Below are 22,153 nucleotides of genomic sequence, written 5' to 3'. Positions count from 1 at the left end.
GCTGAAGACAGTCCAGCGCCTCCCGGGGCCGTCCATTCCGGTACGGCGCCGCGGAGGGAATGACGACTGTCTGGCATGCCAGGGTGGCCGGCCACGGATTGTCATGGGCGCGGGTTAGGCTTCACGCACCATGGACGCTGCCGAACCGCTGCTCTTCGACAAGGCGTACGTCCTCTGCTACCGCACCTTCGACATCGCGGAGGAGCTGGACCTGGAGCGCGCGCGCCGGGTGCTCACGGAGGACTCGCGCCGGCTCAAGCTGTCACGGGAGAACAGTCAGTACATCCAACTGCCCAACCCGCCGCTGGCCTATGAGCTGGGCCGCCGGCCCCTGGCACTGCGGGACGGCCCCGTCACGGTGGATGTCACCGCGCGCCTGTTCGACCATGGCGCCGTGTCCATCATCCTCCAGGTGCCGGTCGTTCCGGGCACCTCGTTGAAAGCGCTCACGCGCATGGCGGACGAGCTCTATGACAGCCAGGCGCTGGAGGACCTGGCGTTGGAGTTGGTGGAAGGTGTGCGCCGCACCATCGCCCCCGCCGCGCAGGCGCCGCACCTGTGGGAGCAGAACGAGAGCTACACCGTCATCTTCGCCGAGCACATCCGTGGCAATCCCACCGCGGATGAGCTGGTGACGCGCGCGGACCTGGCCCGGCTGCTCCTGGGCGAAAGCGGCACGGTGCCGCTGTCTCCACGTGAGAGCGAATCCGTGCTCCAGTCGCGCTTCAGCTACACCATCCAAGACCTGGTCGTCATCGACTGGAACAGCGCCTTCGTCTACGAGCCGTCCGGCTCGCGAGACATCCCCGACCTGCTGGAAATCGCCAACGCGCAGTTGTTGGAGTTCCGCTACTACGACGAGCGGTTGGACGCGCACATCACCCGCATCCACGAGAAGGTGCAGGCCGCGCGGCATGGGTGGGCCACGTTGTTCCGCAGCCCCTACCGCAGCCTGGCCCGGCAGACGCTCTCCACGCTGGTGGACCTCAACGAGTTCATCGAGCGCGTGGAGAACAGTCTCAAAATCATCGGCGACTTCTACCTGGCCAAGGTCTACGAGAGCGCCGTGCGCCGCATGCGCATCCCGGCGTGGCAGGCCGCCGTCACCCGCAAGCAGCAGTTGCTGGCCCAGACGTATGGCCTGCTCAAGGGCGACGTGGACATCGACCGCTCCCACACGTTGGAGGCCGTCATCGTCCTGCTCATCGTGCTGGAAATCTTCTTCGCCTTCTTCCGCGTCTTCGAGCACTGAGGCACCCGAGGGGAATCCCGTACTTCAGGGCAACGCGCTGTGCGGTATCCACGCTTCGTCTGGCATGGGAGAATGAGGTTTCGAGGCAGGGAGCCATGCGTCCGTGCCGGGGGGAGTGGGGCATGAATGTGCCCGGAAAAAACGTGGGAGCCGCGGTGGACCGCATGTCGCGGGCCCTGGAGCGGCTGTCCGCAGCACCGCCGGTGGTGGCGGTGCTGGAGGAATTGCTTTGCCAGGCGTCCGCCACGCTGGGGGCTTCAGGTGCCTTCCTGTGCTGGTGGGGCGGGACGGGCGACTTGAGCACGCTCACCACGCACGGCGTGGACGCGGAGGCGGCCACCCTCTGCGCGCAGCGGCTGCTGGCCCAGGCGCCGGGGCCGGGTGAGCCGCGCCTGCCCCGGGTGGTGGAGGACGTGTCGCGAGACGCGCTGCTGGCCTCCGAGCCGGATGCCCTGCTGCGCCTGGGGGCCACGGCCTTGCTGTCCCAGCCGCTCTTCTTCGCCTCCGGCCTGGGCGCCGCCGGTGTGCTGGGCGTGCTCTTCCGCGAGGCGTGGCGGCCACGGGAGGAGGACCTGCGGCGCTTCGGCCTCTCGGTGAAGCTGGCGGCGCTGGCGCTGGAGCGCGAGCGCATGGCGGAGACGCTGCGCCAGTCCGTGCTGTCCGCGCGAGCGGAGGTGGAGGAGTCGGAGGTGCTGCGGCTGCGCCGCTTCCAGGCGGTGACGGAGGCCTTGGGTGGCGCGCTGTCCTCGGACGAGGTGGCGCGCGTGGTGCTGGAGCAGGGGCTTCCCGCGGTGGGCGCGGGCGTGGGTCTGGTGCACCTGGTGGAGCCGGACGGGACGCTGGCGTTGAAGGCCGGGCTGGGGGTGTCCAACGCGCAGCGGGACGCGCTCCGGGTGCCGCCCTGGCGAAGCGGTGGTGTGCCGGGGCACGGCGCGGGGGGACCGGTGCGGCTGGAGACGCCCGCCGCGGCGCGAGACGGGGTGTCCGTGCAGGGGGCGCCGGTGTGGCTGGAGACGCCCGCCGAGGTGCGGGACGTGGTGCCCACGTTGGGGGCACTGCGCGCGTTGGTGCTGCTGCCCTTGCAGGTGGAAGGGCATGCCTTTGGCACGTTGTGCCTCGGCTTCTCGGAGGCGCGGCGCTTCTCGGTGCTGGAGCGGGCGTCCATCACCGGCCTGGGGCACGCGTGTGGCCAGGCGCTGGAGCGCGCGCGGCTGTACGCGCGGGAGCGCACCGCGCGGCTTCAGGCGGAGGCGGCGGGACAGCGCCTGCGGCTCCTGGCGGACGCGAGCGCGCTCGTGTCGGCTTCGCTGGACTGGGAGGAGACGGTGGCGGGCGTGGCGCGGCTGGCGCTGGGGCACTTCGCGGATGGCTGCGCGGTGGATTCGTACGAGGACGGCGTGGTGCGGCGGCTGGCCGTGCTCTATGAGAATCCACAATCGGCGCCGCGCGGGTTGGAGCTCCTGCGCTTCGCTCCGCAGGAAGGCAGCCCCACGTTGCTGGCGGAGGTGCTCGCCTCGGGGCGTCCGTGGATGATGGCGCGCCCCACCGCGGAGCCCGGGGACACCCGTACGGCGGCGGCGCGGCTGTATGCGGCCGCGCGCGAGCTGGGCGTGGGTTCGCTCATCCTGACGCCGCTGGTGGCGCGGCAGCGCACGCTGGGGGTGCTCACCTTCATGCGGAGCGAGACATCCGCGCCCTTCGACATCCCGGACCTGTCCCTGGCCGAGGAGCTGGCGGGCGCGCGGCGCTGGCCATCGACAACGCGGACCTGTTCCGCAAGGCGCGCGCGGCGGAGGAGGAGAGCCGGCGCGGGGCGGCGCGGCTCCACGTCCTGGTGCAGGTCAGCCACCTCATCGCGGAGGCGGGGTTGGACCTGTCCATGGTGCTGGAGGTGCTGGTGCGCAAGGTGTCGGAGGCGCTCGGTGACGCGTGCGTGCTCCAACTGCTCTCCGAGGACACGACGCGCTTGGAGCTGGTGACGGTGCACCATCCCAACGCGGAGGCCCGCGCGGTGCTGGACGCGTCCATGCGGCGCTGCCCGGGGCGGGTGGGAGAAGGGCTGTCGGGCCGGGTGGCGGCGACGGGGAAGCCGCTCTTCGTCCCGCGCCTTCAGGCCGAGGACCTGCGCGATGAGCGCGTGCCGGAGGGCATGCCCTTCCTCCAGCACTACGGGCCCCACAGCGTCATCGTCGTCCCGCTGGGCGTGCGCGGCCGGGTGCTGGGCACGCTGGGGGTGATGCGCGAGGCGCAGGGCCGCGAGTATTCGGTGGAGGAGCGCGCGCTGCTGGAGAGCCGGCGGCGCGCGCGGCGTTGGCCATTGAAGATGCGCGGCGATACGGCGCGGCCACGCAGGCGGTGAAGGCGCGGGACGAGCTGCTGTCGGTGGCGGGGCACGAGCTGAAGTCGCCGCTGAACGCGCTCCAGCTCCAGATTCACCTGCTGGCGCGCATGGCCCGCGAGGCCATGGCCGTGAACGGGCTGGCGGAGCGCGCGGAGCGGGCGGCGAAGGCGGGCCAGCGGCTGGGGCTGCTCATCGATGACCTGCTGGATGTCTCGCGCCTCAGCTCGGGGCGGCTGGGGCTGAAGCGTGAAGAGGTGGACCTGGCGGCGCTGACGCGCGAGCTGGTGGGCCGCATGTCCGAGGAGCTGGCGCTGGCGGGCAACGAGGTGCGGCTGCTGCTGGACAGGCCGGTGTCGGGGCACTGGGACCGGCTGCGGCTGGAGCAGGTGCTGGTGAACCTGCTCACCAACGCGGCGAAGTACGGCGCGGGCCGGCCGGTGACGGTGGAGGTGGAGGCCGTGGGCCCGGTGGCGCGGCTGTCCGTGCGCGACGAGGGCATCGGCGTGTCGCCGGAGGAGCAGGAGCGCATCTTCGAGCAGTTCGAGCGCTCCGCGTCGGTGCAGCACTTCAAGGGACTGGGCCTGGGCCTGTGGATTACCAAGCGCATCGTCGAGGCCCACGGCGGCAGCATCCGTCTGGCGAGCGAGCCGGGCAAGGGCTCCACCTTCACCGTGGAGCTGCCCTTGCCGGCTTGAGCGCCTGGACAGCTCGCACTCGCTGCGCTCTGGTGACGCGGATGATGAAGACGCGCGCACTCCACCGCCTGGCCTTGCTCGCCGCCGCCGTGCTGGCCGTGGCCCCGGGCTGCCGGCACGCGCCCCTGCTCGACCCGGGCCTGGACGCGGATGGCGACGGCGTCCTCAATGGGGAGGATGCCTGCCCCACCGTGCGCGGGCTCGCGCGGCTCCAGGGCTGCCCCGCGAAGGACACGGACGGCGACGGCGTGGAGGACGCGCTGGACAAGTGCCCGCGTCACGCCGGGCCCGCGTCGAGGGACGGCTGCCCCATCCGCGACTCGGACGAGGACGGCGTGGAGGACGCGAAGGACGCCTGCCCGCGGGTGTTCGGCCCGCTGGAGCGGCAGGGCTGCCCCGTCGACGACCCGGACCGCGACGGGGTGGAGGGCGCGGCGGACAAGTGCCCGGACGAGCCCGGGCCCGCCTCGCGCGAGGGGTGCCCCATCCGTGACGCGGATGGGGATGGCGTGCCGGATGAAGAGGACGCCTGTCCCGACGAGGAGGGCCTGCCCTCGCTGCGCGGCTGCCCGGAGCGGGACGTGGATGGCGACGGCGTGGCGGACCACCGGGACAATTGCCCGCGTGAGCGGGGCGCGGTGGACAACCAGGGGTGCCCGGCGGCGCGCAAGCAGCGCGTCGTCATCCGCCTGGACCGGCTGGAGCTGTTGGAGCGCATCACCTTCGCGCCCGGCACCGCCGCCCTCCAGCCGCGCGTCCAGCCGGTGCTCGACAACGTGGCCGAAGTCCTGCTGGTGCACCCGCGGCTGGGTGTCATCGCCATCGAAGGCCACACGGACAACCGCGGGGACCCGGACTCGCAGCGGGAGGTGACGCTGGCGCGCGCGGAGGCGGTGCGGGACTACCTGGTGGAGCGAGGTGTCCCGCTGGAGCGGCTGGAGGCGTGGGGATTCGGCCCGGACAAGCCCGTCGAGTCGAATGAGACTGCCCAGGGACGCGAGGCCAACCGCCGTCTGGACCTGCGGGTGGTGGCGCCGCGCGGGCGGCCGTAGGTCCCGGACTCCCCGTGGGTGGGGGGTGTGAGGTACACTCACCCACCATGAGTGCTTCCAGCCCCCTGTTTGGTGATTTGCTGCTCAAGCTGGGGATTGTCTCGCCCGGCCAGGTGCAAGAGGCGCTCGCCCTCCAGGCCCTCACCGGGCAGCGCGTGGGGAAGCCCTCATCTCCCTGGGCTACGTCACGCGGGAGCAGATTCAGGACGCGCTGGGAGAGGCGCTCGGGCTGCACCAGGACAAGAGCCCCTGCAGCCCGCGCTGGGCGAACTGCTGGTGGGGCTCAAGTACGTGACGCTGGCGCAGCTCGACGAGGCGCTCGCGCGCCAGCGCCGCGACGGCCGCAAGCTGGGCGAAATCCTGGTGGAGCTGGGCCACTGCACCTACAAGCAAATCTACGAGGCGCTGGGGCTGCAGAACCGCATCGCCGGGCGGCAGGATTTGCCGCGCCCCTCCTCTGATGGCCGTCGCCGCGTGGTGGTGGTGGACGACAGCCCGCTGGCCTGCGCCTTCGTGCAGGAGGGCCTGGTGGCGCTGGGCTACGAAGTCCTCTGCTTCCAGGACCCGTTCGAGGCCCTGGAGAGCATGGGCCGTCTCCAGCCCGTCATCGTCCTCAGTGATTTGGAGATGCCCGGCCTGGACGGCGTGGAGCTGTGCCGCCGCCTGAAGGAAGGCCCCAGCCACGCGGTGCCCGCCATCATCCTCACCGCCAACGACGTGGAGGCCGAGCGCGTGCGCGGCCTGCGCGCCGGCGCGGATGACTACGTCAACAAGTCCGCGTCCATGGATGAGCTGGCCGCGCGCATCGAAAGCGTGGTGCGCCGCACCGGCGAAACGGAGCGCATGCGCAAGCTGTTCGCGCGCTACACGTCCGACGCGGTGGTGGAGGAAATCCTCAAGAGCGCGGACGCGGTGGTGCTCACCGGCGAGAAGCGCGAGGTGACGTTGCTGTTCGCGGACATCCGCAACTTCACCGGCCTGGCGGAGAGCCTGCCTCCAGAGCAGGTGGTGGGGGTGCTCAACCAGGTGCTCGGGCGGATGTCGGACGCGGTGCTCACTTGCGGCGGCACGCTGGACAAGTTCCTGGGTGACGGGCTGATGGCCGTCTTCGGCGCGCCGGTGGCCCGTCCGGATGACGCGCTGCGTGCGCTCCAGTCCGCGAAGATGATGATGGATGCGCTGACGGACCTGCGCATCGAGGCGGAGGCGGAGTGGGCGGCGGGCGGGCGCGAGGGCCAGCCGCTGGTGCTGGAGCTGGGCATCGGCATCAACTCGGGCGTGGTGGTGGCGGGCAACATCGGCAGCACGGTGCGCGCCGAGTACACCTGCATCGGTGACGCGGTGAACGTGGCCGCGCGGCTGTGCGCGCTGGCGGGCCCGGGGAAATCCTGGTGGGGGAGCGCACCCGCGAGCTGGTGGACGCCAACGAGACGGCCTTCGAGGACCTGCCTCCCGTGCGGCTGAAGGGCAAGCAGCAGCCCGTTCCACTGTTCCGCGCCCTGTAAGAGGTGAAGTCCACGCGCGCCTCGCGACCGGAAAGCGGCTATAGGAAGGGGTCATGAACGCCTCGTCTGACGAGCCCCCTCCGTCCCGCCGCTCCCCCGTGTTGTTCGTGGGGCTCGTCTTCGGACTCGGGTTGGTGGTCGCCGTCCTGGTGGGCGCGCTGAGCGGCTCCAAGGCCGTGCACGCCGACCGCATCCATCAGGACCTCGCCCTGCTGGAGGAGGCCCTGGGCCGCTACCGCGCGGACAAGGGCACCCTGCCGGAAGACGCGGACGTGGAGGAGCTGCTGGTGCCCGCGTACCTGCCCTCCGTGCCGTTGGACCCGTGGGGCCGGCCGTACCGCTACACGAGCAACGGCGAGGAGGTGTTCCTGTCCACCTTCGGCAAGAGCGGAGACCGGGGTGGCTCGGGCGAGGAGCAGGACCACACCAACCACGACGGGCACGCCGTGCCCAAGGTTGCGCCCGATCGCACGTGACGTGCGGGCGGGCAGGCGCTGGGGCGTGCCCAGGCCCCGCGAGCCCGCGAGTGCGGTGTGCGCCGGGCCCTGGAGCGAGCCAGCGTAGGGCGGGGGCCCGCTTCCTGGCGTCGCCATGGCCACTGTTTCCTTCACGGGGAAGGGTCTTCCCGAACCTGGAGGGCAGCCATGGCCATCGTGTGCGTCACCAACCTGTCCCCTGAGTCCCTCGCGGCTGCCCACGTGGCGGCGGCCGTGGCGGGGCGGCTGCAAGAGCCGCTGCTGCTCCTGGGCGTCGCGGAGGGCGACGCATTCCTCGACGACGGCACCGGCGCGCTGGCCCTCACCCAGCAGCGGTTGGAGGCGGAGGCCGCGCGGCTCGAAACGCTCGCGAGGGCGGTGCGCTACCGGCTGCAGGCGGGCACCTCCGCGGATGAAGTGCTCAGTGACGAGGAGTGCCGGCACGCGCGGTGGATTGTGGTGGCCGCGTCCGGCTGGCGCACCCCGGCGTGGCGGCGGGCCACGGTGCCCGAACGCCTGTCCCGCTACGGCTGCGCGCCGGTGCTGGCCGTGCGCAGCGACACCGCGCTGACCGACTGGGCGCGGGGCCGCAGGCGGCTGTTGGTGCTGGTGGGCGTGGACCCCGGCTCCTCCACGACGGGCGCCGCGGTGTCCTTCCTGCGCGAGCTGCGCCGGGTGGGGCCGTGTGACGTGCTGGCCACCTACGTGTGCTCGCCCATGGACGAACGGGAACGGCTGGGCATCCACAGCCCCGTGCACGTGGAGCTGCTGGAGCCGGCGCTGCAGGGCATGGAGGCGCTGGACCCCATCGTGGAGCGCGTGCTGCAACGCGAGGTGCGCGAGCAGGTGGGGGACCTGGTGGGCGAGGGCCGCGTGGAGGTGGTGCTGGAGCCCGGCTTCGGCCGTCCGGCGGACCACCTGATGCACGTGGCGCACACGCGCGGCGCGGACCTGATGGTGGTGGGCACGCACCAGCGCAGCGGGGTGAAGCGGCTGTGGCATGGCTCGGTGTCCGCGGGGGTGCTGCGGCACGCGGCGCAGTCCGTGGTGTGTGTGCCCCCCTGGTGCAGGCCCGGCGCGCGGACCGCCCACCGCGAAGCGTGCTGGTGCCCGTGGACTTCTCCGAGGCCTGCACCAAGGCCATCTCCCATGCGCGCACGCTGGTGGGGCCCGGGGCCGGGTGCACCTGCTGCACGTCCACCGCCGCAAGCTGGAGGACCGCGGCTTCGCGGACCACTACGGCGTGCTGCCCGAGCCCGCCAGGGACAGGGACCAGGTGCTCCAGCGGCTGTGGGAGCTGGTGCCGCGCGACGAAACCGCCCAGACGGTGCGCTGGAGCGTGGAGGGGGTGACGGGCGAGGACGTGACGCTGGCCATCTGCCAGGCCACGGAGCGCGAAGGGGTGGACCTGGTGTGCGTGGGGACGTCCCTGGAGCCCTCGCGCCTGCGGGACGCCCTGGAGGGCGAGGTGGCCCATGAGCTGGTGACGCGTTGCCGCCGGCCCGTCATGGTGGTGCCCTCCGCCTGAGGCAGGTGTTTCAGACGGGGGCTACCTGTCATCACATGAAAGGACTGTCAGGTGGTGCCGGCTCCGACGTGCCCGGTAGGGCACGTCTGCATTAGAATCTAGAAATCACGCATTTCCAGACGCAGGGGGGCCGCCGGTGACACCGCAGGGTTATCGTGAAGTGGAGCTCGTCTGTAACCGTTCCTCGCTGCTCCTCCATGGCGGTACGGAAGAGGAGCGGCGCTGCTGGGCGCAGGAAGCCGCGCGCAACTTCAACGTGGAGCTGGTGGAGGTGCGGCAGGCGGCCGAGCTGCCGCAAGCGCTCCGGCATCCCAACGGGGTGGTGTTCATCCCGGACGTGGCGAAGCTGGGGCGGGACGCGCAGTTCGTCCTGCTGCAGTGCCTGCGGACGCAAGAGGAGCGGCCGAAGCTGGTGCTGGGCGTCTCCGGCTCGGCGGACGCGGCGCTGGCGCGCGGCACGCTGCGCGAGGACCTGCACTACCGTCTGCACAAGGCCCAGGTGGACCTGCAGAAGGACGGGCTGCGGGACGTGTTGAAGCGCCGCTGGGCGCAGCAGGCCGAACAGCTCGCGCTGAAGGCCGCCGCGGCCCGCGCCGCCGAGGAAGCGGCCCGCGAGGCGGCCATGGCCCGGCGCCCGGGCACGGTGACGCGCATCGCTCCCAAGCAGAAGAAGGTGAGCGGAGGCGCTCGAGCGAAGGCCGTGTCCAGGAACGCCGCCCGCTGAAGCCGTGCCTCAGTGCCGGTGCTTCTGCCCGCGCTTCGCCTTGGTGGCGGGGCGCGGTGTCTTCGCGGTGCCGCGCCGGCGGCTGCCGCCTGGCCGGGCACGGACTTGCGGCCCACCTGATTGTTCGCCCCCGCCGCGGAGGCCGTCTTGATGGACGGTGACTTGCGGCGCGCCGGGGCCTTCGCGGGCTTGCCACTCTCGATGACGCCGCGGGCCGCCTTGGCCGTGCGCCGCGTCCCCTCCGCCGCCGCCTTCACGCGGCCGCGGGCCGGGGCGCCCCGAATCTTGGACTGGAGGTTTGCCACTCCCCGGGCCGTCACCACCGCGGTGCCCAGGAGGACCCGTGCGCCGCGCGTGCCGGCCTGGACGGCCACCTCCTTCACCCTGTCCACCAGCCCCCGCTTGGAAATCGCCATGGCGCGCCTCGTCTCCGTGACTGTCCTTCGCTGGCGCCAAAGGTAGTCACGGGCACACGGGCGTGAAGCCGTCCCCCTCCCTCTCCCGCATGCGGGTTCCGGCCATTCCAAGGTGGGCGGGAATGTGTGAAGTGGGGAAACTGGGCTAGAGTCCGGCGCACTGTCCCATTTCCTTCTCGGAGCAAGAGCATGTCCCAGGAAAACACCGGAAAGCCGAAGCGCGGCCTGAAGCGACCCATCGAGGTCGTTCGCGCGGAGCTGCTCAAGGATCCGGAGACGAAGAAGATCGCCGAGGCCGTGAGCATGAAGCTCGAGGACTACGTGGAACTGGTCCTCAAGTACGCTCAGGACAAGGACAAGGAGGCCGAGGTCGCCGTCATCTCCGACGAGGAGCTGCGCCGCAACGGCTTCAACCCCCTCTCGACCGAAGAGGCCGCCAACATCCTCATCAAGGGCATGAAGGGCGAGCTTCCCGGCTCACCCCCGGACTTCGAGGCCTCCAAGTTCACCCAGGACAAGGCCTCCACCGCCGGCAAGCCGTCCCTCACCTCGCCTCCCGTGGGCGGCGCTGCCCCCACCGGTCCGCAAGATCCTGCCGCCCGCCAGGAGCTGATGGATCAGCTCAAGAAGGGCAGCAGCGGCGGTAACCGCCCGTAATCCCTGAGACCACGGGCGGGGGCCGGTGGGGAAAATTCGACGAAAAAGGTGAGAGGAAACAATTCCCCACACGCACCGAGAATCCTCTCGAGTTTTCCTTCCGGTACAAATCTCCGCCTTCCAGGCATCTAGAATCCAAGGGGTACGATCATGGGCGCACTCAAGTCCGTTACGAACGTCATCAGCAAGGTCGCCAGCACGGTCAGCAAGATTGCCGGTGGCATTGCGAACATCGGCGGCAAGGCCATGGAGTTCCTCCAGAAGCCCCTGAGCTCGCTGGTGGACCCCATCGCCAAGTTCATCGGTGAGAAGGTCGGCAAGCTGCCCCTGGTCGGCAAGTTCCTGGGCCCCACGGCGGAGAACCTGGTGAAGCAGGGCGCCGCGTCCTTCCTGGGTGAGGGCACGCTGGGCAGCCTGGGCTTCCTGTCCAAGATCGCCCCCAAGGTGCAGGACATCACCAACATCGCGCAGGCGGTCAAGGGCGCGGCGGACAAGGTCGGCGCCTTCGCGGAGAACCCGCTGGGTCTGCAGAACTTCCAGAACATCATCGCGCAGAACCACGCCCGCTTCGTGGAGTGATGATCCGCGCCTCTGGCGCGAACTGGTAGCAAGTCCCAGGGCCGGTCTCCCGCGAAACTGCGGGGCCGGCCCTTCGGCTTTGCGGGCGACGCGGCCCCCGCGCGGCGGCGCTCAGTGCCCGGTCTGGGCCAGGCGCCGGGTGTCGCGGATGAGGCGCTCCGTGGAGTCGCTGTCCGCGCTGTCGTAGTAGCCGCGAATCTGCCCGGCGTCGTCCACGAGCACGAAGTGCGTCCCGTGGAAGATGGAGAGCAGGTCGTCCTCGGGCGCGCCGGGCTCTCGGCCCATGCTGACCTTGAAGCCCTGGACGATGGTCTCCTTCAGCTGCTCGTAGTCGCCGGTGAGGAAGCTCCAGCGGGAGAAGTCCGCGCCGTGGCGCTCGCCATACTCGGTGAGCCGCTCCGGGGTGTCGTACTTCGGATCCACGGAGAACGACACCAACTGGAGCCCGGCGCCATGGGACGCGGTGGCGTCCTGCACGCCCACCATCTTCCGCGTGAAGGCCGGGCAGACGGTGGGGCAGCGCGTGAAGATGAAGTTGGCCACGAAGGGCTTGCCCCGGAGCTGCGTGCTCCCGAAGGGCTGGCCGTCATGCCGGGTGAAGGTGAAGTCTGGCAGCGCGCCCAGCTGGGGCAGGGGCCCACCGCTCTGGCCGCGGATCAGCATGGCCCCCATGGTGGCGGTGACGCCAAGCGCGGCCACGGCGACACCCGCCCAGAAGCCCGGGCGCTGCGTGAGACGGGCCCGAGGGGCCGGAAGGACGGAGTCAGCGGACATGGCCCCGGAGGTAACGGAACCCTGGGAGTCACACAAGCGTGGCCGCTGGGGTGCGACATCCTGGCTACTTGGGGGGATGATGTCACGAGTCTGTGACGACCCACCCGTGTGTCACAATTTCGTGATTTCAGTGGTTTTGCATAAGTTTGTGCATAAATAACTGATCTTCCGGGGAAACATCCTCTCAGTCGTTACGAAAATGTGGGTACGTCGCCTCTCTGTTTCCAGGAGTCTGCCCCCCGTGACGATCTACTCCGTTCGCCGTGGCGATAGCCTCAGCGCGCTGGCCCAGCGCTTCAACACCACGGTGTCGTCGCTCGCGAAGAGCAACGGCATCTCCAACCCGGACCTCATCTACGCGGGGCAGAAGCTCCGCATCCCGGACGGCTTCGACGCGCCTCGTGCTTCGGGTGGCGGTTCGTACACCGTGAAGTCGGGCGACACGCTCAGCGGCATCGCGGGCCGGCACGGCACGTCGGTGGGCGCGCTGGCCCAGGCCAACAACATCTCCAACCCGGACCTCATCTACGCGGGCCAGCGGCTCACGATTCCGGGTGGGGGCGGTGCGTCGCCTTCCTCGGGCGGCGGTTCATACACCGTGAAGTCGGGCGACACGCTCAGCGGCATCGCGGGCCGGTACGGCACGTCGGTGGGCGCGCTGGCCCAGGCCAACAACATCTCCAACCCCAACCTCATCTACGCGGGCCAGCGGCTCACGATTCCGGGTGGTGGCGGTGCGTCGCCCACCCGGCCGGCGCCGAACCAGCCGCCGGTGGGGGCGTGGGGGCCCGAAGCCGCCGACCGGTGGATCCGCCGGTGTGACGGTGCAGCAGCTCCGGGCGGTGATGCCCAACCTGTCCCAGGCGAAGGCGGAGCAGTACCTGCCCCACCTGAACCGGGCCATGGCGGAGGCGAACATCACCACGCCCATGCGCAAGGCGGCCTTCCTGGCGCAGCTCGCGCACGAGAGCGGCCAGCTCCGCTACATGGAGGAGATTGCCTCCGGCGCCGCCTACGAGGGCCGCAGGGACCTGGGCAACACCCAGCCGGGCGACGGCGTCCGCTACAAGGGTCGTGGCCCCATCCAGCTGACGGGCCGCGCCAACTACCGCGCCGCGGGCCGGCGCTGGGCATCGACCTGGAGGGCAACCCCCAGCGCGCCAAGGACCCGGACGTCGCGTTCCGCATCGCCGGCTGGTACTGGTCGTCGCGCAACCTCAACACCTACGCGGACGCGGGCAACTTCCGCGAGGTCACCCGCCGCATCAACGGTGGCTACAACGGCATGGCGGACCGCGAGATGTACTACCGCCGCGCGCAGAACGTCTTCTGAGCCCGCGCTCCCAACGCGCGGTGCGGTGAAGCGGGGACCGTGGCCATGGTGGCCCCGGTCCCCGTCGCGTTTCGGGCGAGTCCCATTGGGGAGATGCCGCGTCCAGCCGGGGCGACCGCCGAACGCGCGTGGCCCTGGGAGGCGCCCTGGTGTGCCGGCTGCATCGGACAGGCCGTTCCCACCCGGAGCGCGTCCCATGCCTCGTATCGATTCGTCCGGCAGTTCCTCGTTGTCCACCATCGACACCCCCACGGAGGCCGGAGCGGCGCCCCCGTCTCCGTCACGCGCCGCGGAGCCCCGCGCGCAGGCATCGCCTCAGCGTAACGAGGTGCGCGCCTTCGACGGATCCGCGGCGAAGACGCCGGAGCCCTCGTCTCACGGATCCACGCCTGCTGGGGCGGGCCCCGCCCGGTCCGCGGGGGAGATGGCCGTGCTGGGAGGCTGGTCGCGCCCGGAGGGCTCGAAGGAGGCGCCCGCGGACGTGCTCGAAGGCATCCGCGCGCGCCTGACGCGGAGCCTGGAGAACTGGACCGTCGGTGCCGATGACGTGCGGGCGGTGCACACCGCGCTGGGACGTCTCCCGGCGGGCACGTACCGGGTCGCGCTGGAGCGCTTGCAGCAAGAGGGGCTGCTGGGCGCATACGTGAAGGCGCAGGACGCGGGCTCGCGGCTCGCGTTCCTGGAGCAGGCGGAGTCGAAGGGCGTGCTCCATCGGCGCAACGGGGAGTCGGGCCCGGTGGGCCCCTGGGCTATCCGGCGGTGCCGGACGTCTTCGTCAATGACCGGCGGCTGCCGGGGGCGATGCGTGACGCGGTGAACGCACACGCCATCGACGTGGGCGCGGGCTTCTACCGGGCGCACACCGAATACCTCGGCCGGTATGCGCGCGCGGTGGATGGGGCCCAGAGCCTCCATGAACTGGGAGCGCTGGGACCGCCACGCGCCGCGCACCTGCCCGAATCCCTCCTGGGCCTCGAGTGGAAGGACCCGTCGCGGCGGGACTACGAGGCGGCCTGGAAGGCGGGCATCGGCCAGCCGAAGACGCTCAACCTGACGCTGCAACACGTCAGCGCCCGGCAGCGGGAGCTCTCTGGGGAGCGCGCCGGGGGCACGGTGCAGCTTCACGGCAAGGTGGGTGTCAGCAACGAGAGCGCCCAGTGGAGCGCGAAGGCGGCGCTCGACACCCGGGGGCACGGGGAACTGAAGGGGGACGTGGGCGTCTCCGCGCGCGCGGGTCCCGTGGGTGTCGAGCTGTCACACGACAGCTCGGGCGAGACGGAGCGGAAGGTCAAGGTGAACCTGGGACTCGTGGAGCTCAGCCTGGCATCGGACGGCGAGCAGCGCGTCGCGGTGGGGGTCGGCTCGCTGTTCCAGGTGCACGCGACACTCAACGCGAGGAAAGCGGAGCTCGGGGGCGGCGTGTCAGCGAAGCTCAAGGCGGATGGGAGCCAGGCCAGCGCCGAGGCGGGCTTCTCCATGAAGGGCCTGACGGCGGAGCGAGCCCAGCAAGCCTTCGCCCCCGGGCATCGGAACGTCTTCCAGCCGCCCGCCGAGCTGGCATCCCGCACGGCCTGGGACGCGCTGCCTGAGTCCACGCGAGCGGCCTATGCGAAGGAGGGGTGGAATCGGGAGGCGTGGACCCGGGCCTTGCCGCGCTGAGGACCCGGACCTGGGCCACGAGCCCAACCCTCAGGAATCCGCCTCGGGGGGCGGCAGGGGGCGAGGCCACACCAGGTAGCAGGCGATGAAGTGGAGGTACCAGGGCGCGGCCACCCACAGCCACGGCACTTTCGACGCCATCCGTGTCAGCATGAAGACGCCGCCGAACCAGACCAGGCCCTGGATCCCCAGGCCCAGGCTTCCGAGGTACTGGAGCGGGCGCGTCTTCGTCCAGGTTCCGAGGATGGCCAGCAGCGCGGGCGCGACGACGGGCAGCAGGTAGGGCGTCAGCAACGCCCCCATATCGTCGAGCGAGCGGACGTCCGGGAGGGCCATCAGGACGAGTTGCAACACCAGGCAGAGGAGCGTGGCGGTTGTCGCCAGGGCGGGCGAGCGGAGGATGCGCGACGGGGGAGCCTCCGTCGTCGGCAGCCTCCGCTCACGCCGGGCCCGCTCCAGGGCGTCCGGGGGACCTCCAGCGCATACGGGTAGCCCAGCTCCAGCAGGGCCTCCACCGCCGCGGTGCGCACCGTGATGCCGGCGCTCCCCGTCAGGACACTGGCATCCCCTGGCAGCGTCATCAGGGACAGCAGGTAGTCCGTTCGCTCGCGCAGGGCCTCCGGGTCCTCTGCGGGACGCTGGGCAATCGCCGCGATGAGCGCGTCCACCTCCAAGGGGATGACGCCGGGCGAGCTCAGGGCGTCCCGCAGCGCGGCCAGCGAAGGGGGGCAGGCAGCGGCGCCAGGGACTCCACAGGGGAATCGCTCGTCGGCTCGGCGGGGCGGGTATGCGTGGAGGTCATGGCCGCGGAGACGTGAGTCTACCACCGGGCCCCGCGGCGAGTCCCCCGCGCGGCCGTCCGGAGGGCGAGGGGCCGGGCCCTTCGGAGGGACATGTCCTCGAGGCGTGCGCACCCTTCCCCTGGGTGACTCTTTCACGAGGAGCGAGGCAGCGCATGGCGACGGAGCGAGCGCAGCGGTTCGTGGATGCACTGGCGAAGCTGGAGAAGGAGGGGGACCTGGAGCCCCTCGTCTCCCTCTTCAGTGACGACGCACAGGTGAGCAACGTGGCCTCGCCGCAGGTCTTCTCTGGCCAGGAGGGCGCCCGACGGTTCTGGCGTGAGTACAAGGGCACCCTCCAGCGCGTGGAGTCCACCTTCCGCAACATGATTGAGGCGGGCTCTCGCGTCGCGCTCGAATGGGAGACGCAGGGCACCGCCCACAACGGCGCGGCGGTGGCCTATGAAGGCGTGTCCATCATCGAGTGGGATGGCGACCGGATCCGCCGCTTCTACGCGTACTTTGATCCGCACGCGCTCGGCCTGGAGCTGACCTCCGGCAGCGCGCCGCGCTCGGAAGTCCCCGCCACCACCCCCGCGTGAGGCGTGAGGCCGCCCCACGTTGGGGCGTCAGGTTGTTCCCTGTGAAGTGAGCCGCCGGGCTCGCCAGCCCGGACGCGCCCTTCACCCCTGGCCGGTGCTCGACACTGAGCCGTGACCTTCAGACACCTCCCGATTCCCAAGTGCGGACGCTACCGTCAGCCGCCGCGTCCCCGGATTGCCGACGACGCTGTCTGGACAGGGGGCCGCGGAAAATGATGCCGGTCCGCCGAGTTTTGGGCGGTACCGTTCGACGCGGTGCGTTTTCCGGAAAGCCCGGACGCGATAGCGTTTGCTCCGTCCTCGGAGAAGGTGGGTTGGTGATGGTGTGGCGGAGGACACGAGCTCGGATGACCGGTCCTGACCCGGCAGTTTGCTTTGCGTCTACACGGAAAAGCCTGATGACCCGCTTTGCTGCCTTCTTCGTCGTCCTGTCGTTGATTGCCGCCCCCCACACCGCCTGGGCCCAGCAGCGCCAGACCGAGTCCGCGAAAAAGACCCGGGCGGTGAAGTCCTCCTCGAAGACGAAGGCCACGAAGACGAAGGCCGCGAAGCCGGTCAAGGCCACGTCGAAGCGCAAGCCCGCGAAGAAGGGCAAGAAGGCCACGCCGGCCGTGGATTCGCGGGGCGTGAATGCCCCGGAGCTTCAGGCCCAACCCATGATGCAGGTGGAGCCCGCCAAGCCCCTGTCTCCGACGGACGACGCGCCCACCGCCCAGAAGAAGTCCGGGGAGGCCCCGGCGGAAGGGGGGGACTCGCTGGACTTCGACCTGCTGGAGCCCGCCGAAGCCGCGGCCGCCGCGCAGGTGGACCCCGACCTGGAGAAGCGCATTGGCCGGCGCCGCACCATGCTCAAGCTGCACCAGGGCCTGGGCTTCGCGATGGCCGCCGGTCTGGTTGGCACCACGGTGGTGGGCCAGCTCCAGTTCAACGACTCGTTCCGCGGCGGTGGGGATGACCGCAACCTGCTGGGCCTGCACCGGGGGCTCGCCATCGGCACGTCGGCGCTGTTCGCCACCGTGGGCATGCTGGGGGTGCTGGCGCCGGAGCCCTTCGAGAAGGAGAAGCTCCAGTGGGACACCATCACCGTCCACAAGATGTTCATGGCGCTCGCCACCGTCGGCATGGTGGCGCAGATCGTCCTCGGCATCATGGCCACGGACCGTTTTGGCCGGCTATCCGAGACGGACTTGGCCACCGCGCACCAGATCTCCGGCTACGTGACGTTGGGCGCGGTGTCGGCCGGCGTCTTCACACTGTTCTTCTGAAGCGCATGCCTTTCGTAGTGGTTCCCTGGAGGTTGACGTGATTGCTCGACGAATCGCCCTGATCGCCACCCTGGTGCTCGCGCTGCCCGCAGTCGCGCAGTCGCAGGCCCGCACGTATAGCGTCAAGAAGGACGCCAGTTCGCTCACCTACAAGCTCAAGCACAAGCTGCATGAGGTGGTGGGCAAGGCGCCGCCCAGCGACGGCAAGGCCCGCCTGCTGCCGGACGGCACGCTCCAGGTGGCGGTGCGCGCCAACGTGAAGGACTTCGATTCGGGCAACGCCAACCGCGACGCGCACATGCTGGAGACGACGGACGCGGCCAGGTTTCCCATCATCGACTTCAAGGGCGTGGCCACCGGCGTGAAGCCGCCCACCAGCTTCCCGGCGAAGGTGCCGGTGAAGGTGAAGGGCCAGCTGACGTTCCACGGCGTGAAGAAGACCGTGGAGATTCCGATGACGGTGCTGTTCAAGTCGGAGAAGGAGGCGGTGGCCGAGGGCAGCTTCGACATCAGCCTGGATGCCTACAACGTCAACCGCCCGTCGCTGTTGATGGTGAAGGTGGACGACGTCCTGGTGCTGGAGCCCAAGCTGGTATTCGAGGTGGAGGGTACGTGAGTTCGACGCGACGAGGATTCCTCAAGGGCATTCTGGGAACAGGCGCGGCGAGCGCGGCGGCGACGACGCTGCCGGGCTGCGCGCCGGACATCAACCCCGCTCCGGTGACGGACGTCACGGCCAGCGAGCAGGGGACCGTGGACATCCTGGTGTCGCGCTATCCGGATTTGGAGCCCGTGGGCGGCGCGTTGACGGTGCGCGTCCCGGGTGAGCAGGTGCCGCTGCTGGTGGTGCACTCCAAGGACGACGGCGCGCCGAACGACTTCTCCGTGCTGTCGTCGCTGTGCACCCACGTGGGGTGCCCGCTGGGCTTCGACGGCAAGGACGTCATCTGCCCCTGCCACCTGTCGCGCTTCAGCGCCACGGATGGCGCGGTGCTCCAGCGGCCGGCCACCGTGCCGCTGCAGACGTTCGCGGCGGCGTACAACCCGAACACGGGCGTGCTGCGCATCAACCTGCGCGCGGGCCAGAGCGACTTCCCGGCCGCGGTGAACGGGCAGGTGGTGTTCCCGCTCAGCCAGTTTCCCCAGCTGCGTGACGTGGGCGGCTCGGTGACGGGGGTGCCGTCCGGGTACGGCAAGCGCATCTTCGTGTTCCGCTTGCAGGACGGTTCGCTGTCGGCGGTGGACTCCGTGTGCACCCACGCCTTCTGCGAGGTGAACTACCGGGAGCAGGAGGCGGACCTGTTCTGCGCCTGCCACGCGTCCATCTTCACGCGCGAAGGCGCGGTGACGCAGGGCCCGGCCACCCTTCCCCTCAAGAAGTTCACGGTGTCTGAGACGGGCGACTCCGTGGTGCTGACCGGCGTGGCGTGAGCCATGCGCCGGGCGCGGGTGGGCCAGACACAGGGCCCGCCCGCCCCCGAAGGGAACGCGGCATCGCTCAGCCGAGCCGGCTCCAGAAGGAGCGCTTGGAGGAGATGCGCTCCAGGGCTTGTTGCAGCTCCTCGTCGTGGTCGGCGCGCAGGGCGATGTCTCCCAGGGAGATGATGCCCACGATGTTGTCGTCGCGCTCCACCACGGGGATGCGGCGCAGCTGACGGCGGCCCATCAGCCCGATGACGTCATGGAGCGTGTCGTCTGGCGTGACGGCCTCCACGTCATCCGTCATCACGTCGGACGCGCGGAGTTGCTCCGGCGAGCGGCCCCCGGTGAAGGCGCGGACCACCAGGTCCCGGTCCGTGACGATGCCCACCAGCCGGCTCCGCTCGTCGACGATGGGGACGACGCCGCAGGACTCGTCCTTCATGATTCGTGCGATGTCCCGCAGCGGACTCTCCGGGCGCGCCGTGCGCACGTTGCGCGTCATCACCTCGCGGGCCAGCAGGGGCTCGTGACGCCAGCGGCCGTTGCGGGCGCGGCCGTCCCGGCGGGAGGTGCTCGCCTCGGAGCGGCCCGCGACGGCGGTGTAGACCTGGGTGCTCGCTCCGTCACGCCGTGCGCCGGTGGGCGAAGGCGTGCCTGTTCCTGCCCAGCGGTGGGTGCTCGCCTCGTCACGGGCCGAAGCGGACGCCGCGCCTTCTCCCCGGTGGGTGCTCGCCTCGTCACGGCCCGCGCCGGGGAGGTGCTCCGGTCCATCCGGTAGCGGGGGCGCGCGTCGCCATGGCGCTCTTCGCCATGCGCGCCGCGTTCACGGCCGTGGAAGCGCACGTCGCGGTAGGCCTCCCCTGGGGCGGCTGGGGGCGGGAGGGCTCGCCGCCGCCGCCGTAGCCGGTGCGGTCCCAGGACCGGTAGTCAGCGCGTTGGCGGGAGAACTCGACGTCCTGTTCCCCGGTGTCGTGCCGGGGCCCCAGCCGGCGGCATAGTGGCTGTCCCGGTCATCCCGGCCGTAGGGGCCGCTGTCCTCCGGGGGCGTGCCGTACGCGTCCTCGCGAGGCCCGTCGTCCACCTGGGTGCGCGGCAGGGCCATGCGCATCGTCGCCGCGCGGTAGTAGCGGCCCTGCCGGGTGGAGGACTCCTCGTCGCGGGCGGGGTTCCAGCCGGTGAGGTCGGACTCGGCGCGCTCACGCGAGCCCGGAGGCGCCACGTCCGCCTCGCGGTGGGTTTCGTCCCTGCCGTTGTCCATGCTTCTGTGGGCCATGACGCTCCTCGGGCGAAGTCGGGTTCAAACTGCAACGTTGGGGGTGAGGCCGCGAGCCTCCAAGGTGCGGGCGTCCAGGCGAGCGGGTGCCCGTCCCTCCCTGGCGTTCCTCACCCCGCGGCCAGCGCGTCACCCAGGCGCACCAGTCCGCTGAATTCCTCCAGCTCCGCGCCCGCGTCCGGCGCGGCCACCGCGAGCGTCCCCGAGGGCAGGTGCCGGGTGAGGCGGTCGAGCACGTCGCGGTGGGCCTGGGCCCGCTCCTGCTCCACCGCGGCCAGACGGGCCAGCGCCGCCACCGCGTGCTCCGCGTGACGGTCGCCTCCCGTGTGCTCCAGCAGCGCCTCCGGCGCCGCGAGCACGTCGTCATGGGCCCAGCTCCGGTTCAGCACGTAGCCCGCGAAGGGCAGGCCCCGCGCGGCCAGCGTCTCGCGGAACCAGGTGGCCTCGCGCAGGGAGGCGGGTTCGGGGGACGTCACCAGCAGGAAGGCCGCGTCCGGCGACGCCAACCGCTGGTGCAGCCGCTCCGTGTGCAGCCGCATGCCGGAGAAGAGGCCGCCGAAGGCGCCGATGAAGCCGCGCATCTCCTGGGTGAAGCCCGCGCCGAAGATGCCCGCCAGGACGCGGTCCACCACCGCCTGCGCGCCGTGCCACAGCCGCCCGCCGCGCGCCCTTCTTCGGGCCGAACAGCGACACGATGCGTTCGTCCAGGAAGCGCGCCAGCCGGCCGGGCGCGTCCAGGAAGTCCAGCGCGTGCCGGCTGGGGGCGTGTCTAGCAGGATGAGCTCGTAACGGCCGTCCGTGAGGAAGGCGTCCAGGGCCTCGGCGGCGGCGTACTCCTGCACGCCCGCCACCAGCTCCGACAGGAAGCGGTAGAGGCGGTGGTCGACAATCGCTCGCGCCGCCTCGGGTGTGGGCGCCAGTTGGTGCACCATGCGCTCGAAGATGGCGCGCGGGTCCAGCATCCACACGTCGAGGAGGCCCGTGCCCCGGGGGCCGTCGGCGAAGAGGCGCTCGGGAGGAATCGACGTGGGCTCGGGGCCGCTCTCTTGGAGCCCCATGGTCTCCGCGAGCCTGCGCGCCGGGTCGATGGTGAGCACCAGCACCCGCCGTCCCGCGCGCGCGGCGGCCACGCCCAGGGCCGCCGCCGTCGTCGTCTTGCCCACGCCGCCCGCGCCGCACAGGACGACGATGCGCTTGTCACGCAGCAGCCGGCGCAGGTCGCCCGCGCTCACGGCGTGCGCCCATGTGACACGCGCCGGAGCCCACCGCCATGCGGCCCGTGGCTCACGGCAGGGCCTCCTGCCAGGGCGCGTGCTCCGGGGAGGGGCGAAGCCCTCCGCCAGCGCCTCGACCAGCGCGGGGCCCGTGGCGTGGAGTTCCGGCAGGGTGAGCAGCGGCGCGCGCAGCGTGCGTGACAGCCGGACGGAGGCGGCCCGGGCCCGCTCCAGCCGCTCCAGCTCACGCCACCCCTGGTGCGGCCCGTGCGCGGCGAGCATCCGGCGCAGGGCGGCGCGGGACTCGGGCGTGAAGGGGTCCTCCGGCATCCGGTTGAGGACGGCCGTGGACAGCGGCAGCTCCAGCCGGCGCAGCTCGGCGGCCACGGTGAGCGCCTCGCTGACGGGCAGCGGCTCCGGCAGGCTGGTGAGGACCACCGCGGTGCGCGTCGCATCCTGGAGGAAGTCGAGCCCTCCCGCACGTCGCGTCCGATGGGGCCCCCGGGCATCAGGGACAGCACGCGCTGGGGAAGGGCGGCCAGCGCCAGCGCGTGTCCCGTGGCGGGCAGGTCGACGACGGTCAGCGGGTGGACGAAGCGACCATCCG

At 71.2% G+C, this 22,153-nt stretch carries 22 protein-coding genes and 3 pseudogenes; 19 read left to right on the top strand and 6 right to left on the bottom strand.

The genetic code is table 11. The annotated features are described in order from the left end of the window. Positions 1-130 precede the first annotated feature (130 nt). The 12 genes and pseudogenes from QEG98_RS40745 to QEG98_RS40690 all read left to right on the top strand — a co-directional run bounded on the left by QEG98_RS40745 (position 131) and on the right by QEG98_RS40690 (position 11,225). Positions 131-1,252: a hypothetical protein gene (locus QEG98_RS40745; protein ID WP_090491222.1), complete on the top strand. Its 1,122-nt coding sequence runs from the start codon at positions 131-133 to the stop codon at positions 1,250-1,252. Between the two features lie 122 nt (positions 1,253-1,374). Next, a complete protein-coding gene (locus tag QEG98_RS40740; protein ID WP_316565191.1) occupies positions 1,375-3,231 on the top strand; it encodes a GAF domain-containing protein in 1,857 nt (618 codons plus the stop codon). After that, on the top strand, positions 3,132-3,611 hold the full coding sequence (locus QEG98_RS40735) for a GAF domain-containing protein (RefSeq protein WP_316565190.1): 480 nt from the start codon (positions 3,132-3,134) through the stop codon (positions 3,609-3,611). Before QEG98_RS40740 ends, QEG98_RS40735 begins: the two co-directional genes overlap by 100 nt. Beyond that, positions 3,563-4,288 carry a HAMP domain-containing sensor histidine kinase gene (locus QEG98_RS40730; protein WP_316565189.1) on the top strand — a complete coding sequence of 242 codons (726 nt, stop codon included), beginning with the start codon at positions 3,563-3,565 and terminating at the stop codon, positions 4,286-4,288. The genes QEG98_RS40735 and QEG98_RS40730 overlap by 49 nt, the downstream gene beginning before the upstream one ends. A gap of 41 nt (positions 4,289-4,329) precedes the next feature. Further along, on the top strand, positions 4,330-5,340 hold the full coding sequence (locus QEG98_RS40725) for an OmpA family protein (protein WP_316565188.1): 1,011 nt from the start codon (positions 4,330-4,332) through the stop codon (positions 5,338-5,340). 47 nt (positions 5,341-5,387) lie between these two features. Further along, positions 5,388-6,845 (top strand): annotated as a pseudogene (locus QEG98_RS40720) (adenylate/guanylate cyclase domain-containing protein). A 53-nt stretch (positions 6,846-6,898) separates the two neighbouring features. Continuing rightward, a complete protein-coding gene (locus QEG98_RS40715; RefSeq protein WP_316565187.1) occupies positions 6,899-7,321 on the top strand; it encodes a type II secretion system protein GspG in 423 nt (140 codons plus the stop codon). Between the two features lie 168 nt (positions 7,322-7,489). After that, a pseudogene (locus QEG98_RS40710) lies at positions 7,490-8,320 on the top strand (universal stress protein); the annotation flags it as partial. Between the two features lies 1 nt (position 8,321). Further along, positions 8,322-8,849, top strand: coding sequence for a universal stress protein (locus tag QEG98_RS40705; protein WP_316568046.1), 528 nt, complete (start codon positions 8,322-8,324; stop codon positions 8,847-8,849). 136 nt (positions 8,850-8,985) lie between these two features. Beyond that, entirely contained in the window at positions 8,986-9,573 is a 588-nt protein-coding gene (locus QEG98_RS40700; protein ID WP_090491227.1) for a Fis family transcriptional regulator, read from the top strand. Positions 9,574-10,178: 605 nt separating this feature from the next. Further along, on the top strand, positions 10,179-10,646 hold the full coding sequence (locus QEG98_RS40695) for a hypothetical protein (protein ID WP_316565186.1): 468 nt from the start codon (positions 10,179-10,181) through the stop codon (positions 10,644-10,646). Between the two features lie 150 nt (positions 10,647-10,796). Continuing rightward, complete coding sequence (locus tag QEG98_RS40690) at positions 10,797-11,225, top strand: hypothetical protein (RefSeq protein WP_090491230.1); 429 nt, start codon at positions 10,797-10,799, stop codon at positions 11,223-11,225. A 111-nt stretch (positions 11,226-11,336) separates the two neighbouring features. Here the strand turns inward: QEG98_RS40690 and QEG98_RS40685 are convergent, their stop codons facing one another. Beyond that, complete coding sequence (locus QEG98_RS40685; protein ID WP_316565185.1) at positions 11,337-11,999, bottom strand: SCO family protein; 663 nt, start codon at positions 11,997-11,999, stop codon at positions 11,337-11,339. 241 nt (positions 12,000-12,240) lie between these two features. Here QEG98_RS40685 and QEG98_RS40680 point away from each other — a divergent pair. The 3 genes and pseudogenes from QEG98_RS40680 to QEG98_RS40670 all read left to right on the top strand — a co-directional run bounded on the left by QEG98_RS40680 (position 12,241) and on the right by QEG98_RS40670 (position 14,991). Then, positions 12,241-13,332: pseudogene (locus QEG98_RS40680) on the top strand (LysM peptidoglycan-binding domain-containing protein). 196 nt (positions 13,333-13,528) lie between these two features. Then, positions 13,529-14,149: a hypothetical protein gene (locus QEG98_RS40675; protein ID WP_316565183.1), complete on the top strand. Its 621-nt coding sequence runs from the start codon at positions 13,529-13,531 to the stop codon at positions 14,147-14,149. Next, the gene (locus QEG98_RS40670; RefSeq protein WP_316565182.1) at positions 14,092-14,991 is read left to right on the top strand and encodes a hypothetical protein; all 900 of its coding nucleotides are present in this window, start codon (positions 14,092-14,094) and stop codon (positions 14,989-14,991) included. The genes QEG98_RS40675 and QEG98_RS40670 overlap by 58 nt, the downstream gene beginning before the upstream one ends. Before the next feature lie 30 nt (positions 14,992-15,021). Here QEG98_RS40670 and QEG98_RS40665 read toward each other — a convergent pair whose 3' ends face one another. After that, positions 15,022-15,345, bottom strand: a complete 324-nt coding sequence (locus QEG98_RS40665; RefSeq protein ID WP_316565181.1) for a hypothetical protein — start codon at positions 15,343-15,345, stop codon at positions 15,022-15,024. Continuing rightward, positions 15,327-15,665, bottom strand: coding sequence for a hypothetical protein (locus QEG98_RS40660; RefSeq protein ID WP_316565180.1), 339 nt, complete (start codon positions 15,663-15,665; stop codon positions 15,327-15,329). Before QEG98_RS40660 ends, QEG98_RS40665 begins: the two co-directional genes overlap by 19 nt. A gap of 281 nt (positions 15,666-15,946) precedes the next feature. Between QEG98_RS40660 and QEG98_RS40655 the strand changes: the two genes are divergently transcribed. From QEG98_RS40655 to QEG98_RS40640, 4 genes are all read left to right on the top strand, one after another. Next, complete coding sequence (locus QEG98_RS40655) at positions 15,947-16,372, top strand: nuclear transport factor 2 family protein (protein WP_316565179.1); 426 nt, start codon at positions 15,947-15,949, stop codon at positions 16,370-16,372. 398 nt (positions 16,373-16,770) lie between these two features. Then, the gene (locus QEG98_RS40650; RefSeq protein ID WP_090491235.1) at positions 16,771-17,637 is read left to right on the top strand and encodes a hypothetical protein; all 867 of its coding nucleotides are present in this window, start codon (positions 16,771-16,773) and stop codon (positions 17,635-17,637) included. Between the two features lie 37 nt (positions 17,638-17,674). Further along, positions 17,675-18,253 (top strand): YceI family protein, encoded by a 579-nt coding sequence (locus QEG98_RS40645; protein ID WP_090491236.1) that lies wholly within the window; start codon positions 17,675-17,677, stop codon positions 18,251-18,253. Beyond that, positions 18,250-19,068 carry a Rieske (2Fe-2S) protein gene (locus tag QEG98_RS40640; protein WP_316565178.1) on the top strand — a complete coding sequence of 273 codons (819 nt, stop codon included), beginning with the start codon at positions 18,250-18,252 and terminating at the stop codon, positions 19,066-19,068. Before QEG98_RS40645 ends, QEG98_RS40640 begins: the two co-directional genes overlap by 4 nt. 67 nt (positions 19,069-19,135) lie before the next feature. Here QEG98_RS40640 and QEG98_RS40635 read toward each other — a convergent pair whose 3' ends face one another. From QEG98_RS40635 to QEG98_RS40625, 3 genes are all read right to left on the bottom strand, one after another. Next, a complete protein-coding gene (locus QEG98_RS40635) occupies positions 19,136-19,549 on the bottom strand; it encodes a CBS domain-containing protein (RefSeq protein ID WP_316565177.1) in 414 nt (137 codons plus the stop codon). A 333-nt stretch (positions 19,550-19,882) separates the two neighbouring features. Continuing rightward, positions 19,883-20,332: a hypothetical protein gene (locus QEG98_RS40630; protein WP_316565176.1), complete on the bottom strand. Its 450-nt coding sequence runs from the start codon at positions 20,330-20,332 to the stop codon at positions 19,883-19,885. Positions 20,333-20,442: 110 nt separating this feature from the next. Continuing rightward, positions 20,443-21,984 carry an ArsA family ATPase gene (locus QEG98_RS40625; protein WP_316565175.1) on the bottom strand — a complete coding sequence of 514 codons (1,542 nt, stop codon included), beginning with the start codon at positions 21,982-21,984 and terminating at the stop codon, positions 20,443-20,445. Between the last annotated feature and the right edge of the window lie 169 nt (positions 21,985-22,153).

The organism is Myxococcus sp. MxC21-1, assembly GCF_032612255.1.
GTDB lineage: Bacteria > Myxococcota > Myxococcia > Myxococcales > Myxococcaceae > Myxococcus > Myxococcus virescens.
The sequence above is the reverse complement of the archived record's forward strand: the minus strand, read 5'-3'. Positions and strand labels throughout refer to the sequence as shown.

Excerpts from the sequence above, each read along its gene's own strand:
- QEG98_RS40745 (WP_090491222.1), top strand. The coding sequence starts at position 131 with ATGGACGCTGCCGAACCGCTGCTCTTCGACAAGGCGTACGTCCTCTGC.
- QEG98_RS40740 (WP_316565191.1), top strand. The coding sequence starts at position 1,375 with ATGAATGTGCCCGGAAAAAACGTGGGAGCCGCGGTGGACCGCATGTCG.
- QEG98_RS40735 (WP_316565190.1), top strand. The coding sequence starts at position 3,132 with ATGGTGCTGGAGGTGCTGGTGCGCAAGGTGTCGGAGGCGCTCGGTGAC.
- QEG98_RS40725 (WP_316565188.1), top strand. The coding sequence starts at position 4,330 with ATGATGAAGACGCGCGCACTCCACCGCCTGGCCTTGCTCGCCGCCGCC.
- QEG98_RS40715 (WP_316565187.1), top strand. The coding sequence starts at position 6,899 with ATGAACGCCTCGTCTGACGAGCCCCCTCCGTCCCGCCGCTCCCCCGTG.
- QEG98_RS40705 (WP_316568046.1), top strand. The coding sequence starts at position 8,322 with ATGGCTCGGTGTCCGCGGGGGTGCTGCGGCACGCGGCGCAGTCCGTGG.
- QEG98_RS40695 (WP_316565186.1), top strand. The coding sequence starts at position 10,179 with ATGTCCCAGGAAAACACCGGAAAGCCGAAGCGCGGCCTGAAGCGACCC.
- QEG98_RS40690 (WP_090491230.1), top strand. The coding sequence starts at position 10,797 with ATGGGCGCACTCAAGTCCGTTACGAACGTCATCAGCAAGGTCGCCAGC.
- QEG98_RS40685 (WP_316565185.1), bottom strand. The coding sequence starts at position 11,999 with ATGTCCGCTGACTCCGTCCTTCCGGCCCCTCGGGCCCGTCTCACGCAG.
- QEG98_RS40675 (WP_316565183.1), top strand. The coding sequence starts at position 13,529 with ATGCCTCGTATCGATTCGTCCGGCAGTTCCTCGTTGTCCACCATCGAC.
- QEG98_RS40655 (WP_316565179.1), top strand. The coding sequence starts at position 15,947 with ATGGCGACGGAGCGAGCGCAGCGGTTCGTGGATGCACTGGCGAAGCTG.
- QEG98_RS40650 (WP_090491235.1), top strand. The coding sequence starts at position 16,771 with ATGACCCGCTTTGCTGCCTTCTTCGTCGTCCTGTCGTTGATTGCCGCC.
- QEG98_RS40630 (WP_316565176.1), bottom strand. The coding sequence starts at position 20,332 with ATGGCCCACAGAAGCATGGACAACGGCAGGGACGAAACCCACCGCGAG.